At 62.2% G+C, this 8,538-nt stretch carries 11 protein-coding genes; 9 read left to right on the top strand and 2 right to left on the bottom strand.

Going from position 1 to position 8,538, the window contains the following annotated elements; genetic code table 11:
• The coding region (locus tag WC683_18040; GenBank protein ID MFA4974511.1) for a hypothetical protein at positions 1 to 619 on the bottom strand (619 nt) is incomplete at its 3' end.
• 148 nt (positions 620 to 767) lie between these two features.
• Here WC683_18040 and deoC point away from each other — a divergent pair.
• Genes deoC through WC683_18065 form a run of 5 tightly spaced genes read left to right on the top strand, consistent with a single transcriptional unit; the run spans position 768 to position 4,638 of the window.
• On the top strand, positions 768 to 1,412 hold the full coding sequence (gene deoC, locus WC683_18045; GenBank protein MFA4974512.1) for a deoxyribose-phosphate aldolase: 645 nt from the start codon (positions 768 to 770) through the stop codon (positions 1,410 to 1,412).
• A 1-nt stretch (position 1,413) separates the two neighbouring features.
• Entirely contained in the window at positions 1,414 to 2,250 is an 837-nt protein-coding gene (locus WC683_18050) for a purine-nucleoside phosphorylase (GenBank protein MFA4974513.1), read from the top strand.
• A gap of 4 nt (positions 2,251 to 2,254) precedes the next feature.
• A complete protein-coding gene (gene hemC, locus WC683_18055; GenBank protein ID MFA4974514.1) occupies positions 2,255 to 3,145 on the top strand; it encodes a hydroxymethylbilane synthase in 891 nt (296 codons plus the stop codon).
• Between the two features lie 2 nt (positions 3,146 to 3,147).
• The gene (locus WC683_18060) at positions 3,148 to 3,999 is read left to right on the top strand and encodes an RluA family pseudouridine synthase (protein MFA4974515.1); all 852 of its coding nucleotides are present in this window, start codon (positions 3,148 to 3,150) and stop codon (positions 3,997 to 3,999) included.
• A gap of 57 nt (positions 4,000 to 4,056) precedes the next feature.
• Positions 4,057 to 4,638: a flavin reductase family protein gene (locus WC683_18065; protein ID MFA4974516.1), complete on the top strand. Its 582-nt coding sequence runs from the start codon at positions 4,057 to 4,059 to the stop codon at positions 4,636 to 4,638.
• Between the two features lie 8 nt (positions 4,639 to 4,646).
• On the opposite strand, the gene WC683_18070 is transcribed toward WC683_18065, so the two are convergent.
• Positions 4,647 to 5,462, bottom strand: a complete 816-nt coding sequence (locus tag WC683_18070; protein ID MFA4974517.1) for a hypothetical protein — start codon at positions 5,460 to 5,462, stop codon at positions 4,647 to 4,649.
• Between the two features lie 193 nt (positions 5,463 to 5,655).
• Here WC683_18070 and purB point away from each other — a divergent pair, with 193 nt between their 5' ends.
• From purB to WC683_18090, 4 genes are all read left to right on the top strand, one after another.
• Entirely contained in the window at positions 5,656 to 6,951 is a 1,296-nt protein-coding gene (gene purB / locus WC683_18075) for an adenylosuccinate lyase (protein ID MFA4974518.1), read from the top strand.
• Between the two features lie 9 nt (positions 6,952 to 6,960).
• Positions 6,961 to 7,209 carry a phosphoribosylformylglycinamidine synthase subunit PurS gene (gene purS, locus WC683_18080; GenBank protein ID MFA4974519.1) on the top strand — a complete coding sequence of 83 codons (249 nt, stop codon included), beginning with the start codon at positions 6,961 to 6,963 and terminating at the stop codon, positions 7,207 to 7,209.
• 10 nt (positions 7,210 to 7,219) lie between these two features.
• Positions 7,220 to 7,918, top strand: a complete 699-nt coding sequence (gene purQ / locus WC683_18085) for a phosphoribosylformylglycinamidine synthase subunit PurQ (protein ID MFA4974520.1) — start codon at positions 7,220 to 7,222, stop codon at positions 7,916 to 7,918.
• Between the two features lie 2 nt (positions 7,919 to 7,920).
• Positions 7,921 to 8,538: AIR synthase related protein (locus WC683_18090; GenBank protein MFA4974521.1), on the top strand; the 618-nt coding region annotated here is incomplete at its 3' end.

Genomic DNA, 8,538 nt, shown 5'->3' on the forward strand with positions numbered 1-8,538 from the left:
TCGGTCCCGTCTCCTCGATGAGATAGCCGGACTCGTCGGTCGCCGGCTCCATCTCGTGCGGTGCGGGAGTGAGCCCGGAGAGCTCGCCTTCCTCCACCGTCTCATGCGGCGCGTGCGCCTCGTCCTCCGCGAAGAGACCTTCCTCTTTGAAGAGCGCCTCATAGCGATGGATGTTGCTGTTGACCGAGGATAGGATGGTCTCGAACTTGCTTATCCTTTCCTGCTCCTCCTTGGCCTGCGACTGGTACTCCTCGTCGGAGAACTCCCCCAGGGTCCTGCGGAACTTGATCTCCTCCAGGCTGTGTTGATGGACCTTCAGGTCCTCGGCGATCTTGTTGCGGGTCTCGTAGAGCGCGGTCAGCTCGGTGTCGACCTCTCCCTTCTTCTTCATCACGGCGTCGGTCGCGACCTTGAGCCTGCCTTCGTAGTCGGCGTGCACCCTCTCGTAGACCGCCTTGGAGACCTGGCTTCTGTGCTCCTCGATCTTGTTCAGGCGGTCCTTTATGACCTTCCACTCCTCTTTGGATTGAGTCGCCTCGTCGAGGAGGACCTGGTTGATCGGAAAGGCCGGCGCCTCTTCGCCCTGGCCAGTCTGGGTATTTTCTTCGAATTCAGACATGTAAACCCTCCGGAATTGAAGATGAAATCTAAATTAGCCGTCGCCTGCGGTCAATAGAAAACCTTGCCTCAAGCCGACACGAATTCCTTTTGCTTATGTTGCAGAACTTTGATTTTTCTCATAAACTTATCAAAAATAAGGGGTCATGATGGATATCGCAAAATATATAGATCACACGCTGCTCAAGCCGGAGGCGACCCCGGTGGAGATCGAGAAGCTCTGCAAGGAAGCGGCGAAGCACGGCTTCAAGGCGGTCTGCGTGAATCCCGTCCATTGCGCCATGGCCGCCTCCCTTCTCAAGGGCGTGGACGTGGAGGTCGCGACCGTGATCGGCTTCCCCCTTGGCGCGAACACGACTGTGATCAAGATGACGGAGACAAAGGACGCGCTCGCAAACGGCGCCACCGAGATCGACATGGTGATGGCCATAGGCCTCTTCAAGGGGGGCTGCGACGCCCTGGTCGGTCGCGATATCGAGGGCGTGGTGCAGGCTGCTGAAGGCCGGCCGGTCAAGGTGATCCTTGAGACGTGCCTCCTCGACAAAGAGGAGATCGCACGTGCATGCCTCATCGCGCTTGCGGCCGGCGCCGCGTTCGTGAAGACCTCGACCGGCTTCGGCTCCCGCGGAGCCTCGGTGGAGGACGTGAGGATCATGAAGGCTGCGGTGGACGGAAGGATCGGCATCAAGGCCAGCGGCGGGATCCGCACGCGCGCGCAGGCCATTGAGATGATCGAGGCGGGGGCCACGAGGATAGGGACCTCCGCAGGCGTCACGATCGTCGAGGGGAAATGAAATGGACATCGAATCCTATTTTGATTGCGCAGATGATGCGGCGGCCTGGCTCGCACAGAGATCGGGCGTGAAGCCCAAGGCCATTGTCGTGCTCTCGGCCGGGCTCTCCGGATTCGTGGATCACATGCAGTCGAAGAAGGAGATCGCCTCCTCCGACATCCCGCATTTCCCTGGCGCACGCGCAGAGGGCCACGAGGGCAGGCTTGTGTTCGGCACGATGAGGGGAATGCCGCTGGTCGCCATGGTCGGCCGCTTCCACTTCTACGAGGGCCACTCGCCGCAGGAGGTGGTCTTCCCGCACTTCGTGTTCGCGAAACTCGGTGCGCGTTTGCTCATCACGACCAACGCGGTTGGCGGCGTGAACAGGAAATTTGCGGCCGGCGATCTCATGCTCGTGCGCGACCACATCAACATGATGGGAATCAATCCGCTGGTCGGCGTCGCGGTGCAGAGGGGGAGGGACCAGTTCACGAGCATGATCGACGCGTATGATCCTAAGCTTCGCATTGTCGCGAAGAAGGCCGCGCGAAAATTGAAGATACCTCTCAAAGAGGGAGTGTATCTCGCTACATCGGGCCCGAGTTACGAGACGAGGGCCGAGGTCGCGGCATTCAGAAAATTCGGCGCGGACGCGGTCGGGATGTCGACCGTGCCCGAGGTGATCGCAGCCAGATTCCTGGGCCTTCGCGTGTTGTCGCTCTCGTGCATAGCGAATCCTGCGGCAGACCTGCATCGCGGCCGCATGACCCACGCAGAGGTCCTTTCGTCCATGAGGAAGCTGGCGCCCAGGGCGGCGGCGCTCCTCGAGGAGATCGTGGGAGAGGCGGACAAGGAATAGTTTGATGAAGATAACCATAGGCGCCAGGACTGCCAAGGTATCGCTCGTCTACGCCAAGTCAGTCGCGAAACTCCTGGAGACCGCGGGCGCAGAGGTGAAGCTCAAGCCGATCCCGGTCATCGGGGATTCCCTCGACGTGGGGCTCGCGGGCCAGCGCGGCGTCCACGTGTTCACCAAGGAGATAGACGAGGCGCTGGCAAAGGGCGAGATCGACCTCGCTGTCCACGACATGTCGCACCTGGCGGCCACGCTCCCCCCGAACGTATCCATAGCGGCGGTTCCGGCGAGGCTCGATCCCAGCGAGGCCTTCCTCTCCAACAAGGCGAAGAGACTCGCGGCGCTGCCGAAGGGCGCGCGCATAGGCGTGGCCGGCGCGAGCAGGGCGCCGCAGCTTGCGCACATGGGCAGGGATTTCCAGATAATGTCCATCATCACGGACGCCGAGGCCAACCTGCGCGCCGTGAGCGACGGCGCGGCCGACGCGGTGATCATGTCGTCGGCCGAGCTCATGAGGCTGGGCGTGGCAAAGGCGATCCTCGAGCGCCTGCCCCTGGACAAGCTCATCCCCGCTGTCGGGCAGGGCGCGCTTGCGGTGGAGGTGAGGAGCGACCGCAAGGATCTCATAAAATTCGTCGCAGCGGCCTGCCATCACCCGGCGTCGGGGGTCTCGATGAAGGCCGAGCGCGCGTTCCTCAAGGCGATCTCGCAGGCTGCGGGCGCGGTCTTTGCGGCTAACGCAGAGGTCGTGCCCTCCGGGCTTTCGATCGTGGGCTTCGTGTCCCGCTCCGAGGGAAGCGGGTTCGCGTCGGACAAAGAGGGCGGCAAGATCGAGGAAGCCGCGGAGCTTGGCAAAAGATTGGCCGAAAAACTCTTCAAGAAATTTCAGGCAAATTAAAGATGCCGCGTCTGATCGACCATCTGAGATCGCTCAAGCTCACGAACCGGGAGGTCCGCGACCTGCTCGACACGGGCAAGGTCATGTACTGCGGCGTGCCGACCGCGGACGGGGGGCGCGAGGTCGATGCAGCTCTCGTCACGCTGCGGCGCGATGCGCCGCGCATCCGGCCCAACCGCGACCTGGCCATCATCCACCGCGATCCGCACATGGTCGTGGTGTACAAACCGCCGGGCATGCTCTCAGTCCCGTCCCCCGGCAGGCGCGATGTGAAGAGCGTCATAGGCGTGGTCGGGCATCTTATCGGCGCGGCCTTTCCCGTGCATCGCCTCGACGAACCCACCTCGGGTTTGATGATGGTGGCGCTCACCGAGCGGTGTCAGCTCCTCATCAAGGATATCCTCTTCGACCATCGGGTGGAGCGCGGCTACCTCGCTCTGGTTAACGGCCAATTCCCGAAGGAGCCGTGCACCGTGCGCACCCAGTTGGTGCGCAATCGAGGCGACGGCCTTCGCGGCAGCGCCGCGGAGGGGGAGGAGGACGGCGCCAAGGAAGCGGTGACGCACTTGAGACTTCGCGAATATCTCGGCAAGGGCGCCTCTCTTGTCGAGGCGCGTCTGGAGACCGGCCGGACCCATCAGGTTCGCATCCACTTAAGCGAGAAGGGCCATCCCATCCTGGGCGACGAGCTGTACGCGCCGCCCGGTCTTACGCGGGCTGCGCCGCGTCTGGCGCTGCACGCGTTCAAGCTTGGGTTTACGCACCCGGTCACCGGAAAGAAGATGGATTTCGAGGCGCCGCTGGCCGACGACCTCGAGGTCCTGCGCCGCCGCCTGCTGCGTCAGGAGAGATGACCGGTCAGGGCCGGATGCATGGTCGAGCGATGTTTTTAAAAAACCTACGGGGGAGATATGAGACAGATCGCGATAGGCAAAGAGGGGATGATCAACAGCGCGCCTGCGATGCCGGTCTTTCTGATCGGCGCCAACGTGGACGGAAGGGCCAATTTCATGACTGCGGCATGGTCGGGGGTGGGTTGCGCCGAGCCGCTCATGCTCACGGTGCCGATAAGGCACGCCCGCTACACGCTGAAGGGGATCGACGAAAACGGCACGCTCTCTTTCTGCATCCCTCCGATCGATCTCGTGAAGGAGACCGACTTCTGCGGCATCGCCTCGGGGGCCAAGGTGGACAAGGTCAAGGCCTGCGGCTTCAAGGTGTTCTACGGAAAGACAGGGACGGCCCCGCTCATCGAGCAGTGCCCGATCAATATCGAGTGCAGCGTGCACGAGAAGCTCGATCTGGGCAGCCACGTGCTCGTCATAGGCAAGGTGGAGGAGATATATGCCGCCGAGTCGTGCATGGCAGAGGGCAAACCCGATATCGATAAGATGAGCGCCTTCATCTACACCGCGACCCCGGCGAGGGAGTATCGTACGATAGGAAAGGGTATCGCGAGGGCGTTCAGCGTCGGCAAAGAGATCAAGTCCTGAGTCGTTTTTTATCCCCCCGGCGTGATCGTCAGGACGCCGGTGCCCTCGACCTCCACGCTGCCGAGCGGCGCGTCGTCGATCACCTGTTTTGAAATGACGAAGCTCGTGGTCGTCTCTTCGTCCGTGATGTCGGCCACGATCGAGCGGATGGGGGGCCTGGCCTTTTCGATCGCGATCGCGAGCCATTTCTCGGGCGGGCCCGAGGTCTCGAACCTCGCGCCCGGCGCGTCGGTGAAGGTGCACGAGGACTTCCAATCCTCCATGATCGGCTTTCTGAACTGCAGCGATACGCTTCCCTTCTCCTCCTCGCTCTTGCGGAATGTGATCTCGAACGGGACCTTGGGGATGCTCACGTTGAGGCTGCACTGGCCGGTCGGCCAGCGCGCGAGCGTCCCCTCGACGTCCGCGGATATGTTCGCGTCGCCTCGGATGACCGCGGTGTCCGCGTTCGCCTCGCCCTCGAGCTCGAATGTGTATTTGATGACGAAGCTGTCGGAGGACTCGTTGAACACGTAGTTGGCGCGCACCGCGGCGTTGACCTTCACGCCCCAGCGCGTCTCCGCCTCGCCGGCCTCGCGGCCCTCGAAGTCGCCCATCACCTCATCGAGGCCGGGCACCGCCCGATCTTCACCTTCTTCGTCCTCCGCAATCGCCCGCTCTTCATCGGCGGCTGTCTCTTCGTCGCCGGGTTCATCGAATACGACGGCGTCGTCTCCCGGCAGCTCGATCGGCACCTGGGAGACTGCGTTGGCGGGCATGTATAGAGAGGCCATAAGCGCCAACGCCGCGAGCCAGGGCAGATATCTGCGTCTGATAAGGATCATCGACGCGCGATTGTATTTGAAACCACTTTTTCTTCAAGAGATTATCATTAGAGATTACAGCAACTTTGGGTTGCATATGGCCATGTCGTGGGCTATAGTGCCGCCTCTTCCTGCTGGAGCGCTGAAAAGTAAATGATTTCAGGGGGTTGAAGCGACCTCCTGGTACAGTTCTTTTCGAAACGGAGAGTCTCGGATGATAGAGAGATATTCCAGGCCTGAGATGGCCGCCCTCTGGAGCGATGAATCCCGCTTTGACCTGTGGCTCGCGATCGAGATCGCCGTCTGCGAGGCGTGGGCAAGGCGCGGCGCCATACCCAAAGATGCGCTCTCGACCATCAAGTCAAAGGCCGCCTTCGACGCGGTTCGCGTGGGTGAGATCGAGGCGGATGTGCACCACGACGTGATCGCATTTCTCACCGCAATCGCCGAGAAGGTGGGCCCGGACTCCCGCTTCATCCACATGGGCATGACCTCCTCCGATCTCATCGACACCGCGTTCGCGGTGCAGCTCAAGCGCGCCGGCCTCTCCATCGCAAAGGGGATCGATGAGCTCCGCGCAGTCATAGCCAAGCTCGCGCGCGACCATAAGGACACGTTGATGATGGGACGGTCGCACGGCATTCACGCCGAACCGATCACCTTCGGCCTCAAGGCCGCCGTCTGGTACGACGAGTTCGGCAGGCACGCGAAGCGCCTGCAGGACGCCATAGAGACGATCTCGACGGGCAAGCTCTCGGGCGCGGTCGGCACGTTCGCGCACATCGAGCCGGCGATGGAGGAAGAGGTCCTGCGGCGATTCGAGCTTAAGCCTGCGCCGGTCTCGACGCAGATCGTTCAGCGCGACCGCCACGCGCATTATTTCTGCACGCTGGCCGGCATCGCCGCATCCATAGAGAAGGTCGCCGTGGAGATCCGCCATCTTCAGCGCACCGAGGTCGGCGAGGCGGCGGAGCCGTTCGGCAAGGGGCAGAAGGGCAGCTCCGCGATGCCCCACAAGAGAAACCCGATCCTGTGCGAAAACCTGGCCGGCCTCGCGCGCATCGTACGCGCCAACGCGATGGCCGCGCTCGAGGATGTGGCGCTCTGGCACGAGAGGGACATCTCGCACTCATCCGTGGAGCGCGTGATAGCCCCGGACTCCACGATGCTTGCGGACTTCATGCTCGCCAGGCTCGCGAAGGTGCTGGCAGGGCTCACGGTGAACGCGGAGCGGATGAAGTCCAACATGGAGGCGTCGTTCGGCCTGTACAACTCGCAGGAGGTGATGCTCGCGCTGGTGAGGGAGGGCGTCACCCGCGAGGAGGCGTACAAGGCGGTGCAGGATGCGGCGATGAAGTCGTGGAAGGAAGAGCGGCGGTTCTTCGACGTGCTGATGGAGGACGATCTCATCAAAAAGAAGATAGGCGAACCGGCTCTCAAGAAGCTCTTCGACGTGAAACAGCACTTGAGACACGTGGATACGATATTTGAGAGGGTGTTCAAAAAGTAAGGAGAGGCTATGCAGGCAAAAGTATACGTAACACTGAAAAAGGGCGTGCACGATCCGCAGGGCGAGGCGGTGCGCCACACGCTGGGCAGCATGGGGCACAAGGGAATAAGCGGCGTGCGCGTGGGCAAGTACATAGAGGTGACGCTCGCGGAGATGCCCAAGGAGAAGGCCGAGGCGGAGCTCAAGGAGATCTGCGAGAAGCTCTTGGCCAACACGGTGATAGAGAGCTACAGGTATGACATCGAAGGTCAAGGATAAGGTGTCCACTATGAAATTCGGGATAATCGTTTTTCCAGGCAGCAACTGCGACCACGATTGCCGCCATGTGGTGACGAAGGTCCTGGGCCAGGAGGCCCAGTTTATCTGGCACAAGGAGCGCGACCTCTGCGGCTCCGACTGCGTCATCCTGCCGGGCGGCTTCTCCTACGGCGACTACCTGCGCTCCGGCGCCATGGCTGCGTGCTCGCCGATCATGGACGCGGTCAAGGGGTTTGCGGCCGAGGGCGGGCTGGTGATCGGCATCTGCAACGGCTTCCAGATCCTGCAGGAGGCCGGCCTCCTGCCCGGCGCGCTCATGCGCAACGACAATCTGAAATTCATCTGCCGCGACGTGAGCGTGCACGTGGAGCGGACCGACACCCCCTTCACCTGCGCGTGTAGGTCAGGCGAGGTGCTCCGGATCCCGATCGCGCACATGGACGGGAACTTCTTCGCTGACAAGAAGCTCATCACCAGGATGGAGAAACAGAGGCAGCTGGTGCTCCGCTATTGCGACGAAGAGGGGAACGTGGCTGAGGAGTACAATCCCAACGGCTCCATGGAGGCGGTCGCGGGGCTGGTGAACGACGCGGGCAACGTGCTCGGCATGATGCCGCACCCGGAGCGCTGCAGCGAGAGCCAGCTCGGCAACACGGACGGGATCAAGATCTTCAAATCCATCGTGCAATGGACGAAAGACAGGAGATAGAGATGTCAGGTCACCAATGCGAAGAAATCACCCCCGAGGTGGTCGCCGAACACGGGCTCAGCGAAGATGAGTACGGCCGCATCAAGGAGGTCATGGGCCGTACGCCCAATATCACCGAGCTGGGGATCTTCTCGGTCATGTGGTCCGAGCACTGCTCGTACAAGAGCTCGCGCGTGTACCTCAAGACGCTCCCCACCGAGGGACAGCGCGTGCTCCAGGGCCCGGGCGAGAACGCGGGCATAATCGACATCGGCGACGGCGTGGCCCTGGCGTTCAAGATAGAGAGCCACAATCATCCCTCGTTCATCGAGCCGTACCAGGGCGCCGCGACCGGCGTCGGCGGCATCCTCCGCGACGTCTTCACGATGGGCGCCCGCCCCATAGCCAACATGAACAGCCTGCGCTTCGGCGCCGCGACCGATCCCAGGACGCCTTACCTCGTCCGCGGGGTGGTGGCCGGCATCGGCGGATACGGCAACACGATGGGAATTCCAACTGTGGGCGGCGAGGTCTCGTTCGACGAGTGCTACAACGGCAACATACTGGTCAACGCATTCACGCTCGGCACGATGGATTCCAGCCGCATCTTCCTGGGCAAGGCGTCGGGCGTCGGGAACCCG

It is taken from the genome of bacterium (genome assembly GCA_041648665.1).
In the GTDB taxonomy this organism is placed as follows: Bacteria; UBA10199; UBA10199; order 2-02-FULL-44-16; family JAAZCA01; genus JAFGMW01.

What these genes read in the sequence shown, in the direction of transcription:
- deoC (MFA4974512.1), top strand. Translation starts at nt 768, where the DNA reads ATGGATATCGCAAAATATATAGATCACACGCTGCTCAAGCCGGAGGCG.
- WC683_18050 (MFA4974513.1), top strand. Translation starts at nt 1,414, where the DNA reads ATGGACATCGAATCCTATTTTGATTGCGCAGATGATGCGGCGGCCTGG.
- hemC (MFA4974514.1), top strand. Translation starts at nt 2,255, where the DNA reads ATGAAGATAACCATAGGCGCCAGGACTGCCAAGGTATCGCTCGTCTAC.
- WC683_18060 (MFA4974515.1), top strand. Translation starts at nt 3,148, where the DNA reads ATGCCGCGTCTGATCGACCATCTGAGATCGCTCAAGCTCACGAACCGG.
- WC683_18065 (MFA4974516.1), top strand. Translation starts at nt 4,057, where the DNA reads ATGAGACAGATCGCGATAGGCAAAGAGGGGATGATCAACAGCGCGCCT.
- WC683_18070 (MFA4974517.1), bottom strand. Translation starts at nt 5,462, where the DNA reads ATGATCCTTATCAGACGCAGATATCTGCCCTGGCTCGCGGCGTTGGCG.
- purB (MFA4974518.1), top strand. Translation starts at nt 5,656, where the DNA reads ATGATAGAGAGATATTCCAGGCCTGAGATGGCCGCCCTCTGGAGCGAT.
- purS (MFA4974519.1), top strand. Translation starts at nt 6,961, where the DNA reads ATGCAGGCAAAAGTATACGTAACACTGAAAAAGGGCGTGCACGATCCG.
- purQ (MFA4974520.1), top strand. Translation starts at nt 7,220, where the DNA reads ATGAAATTCGGGATAATCGTTTTTCCAGGCAGCAACTGCGACCACGAT.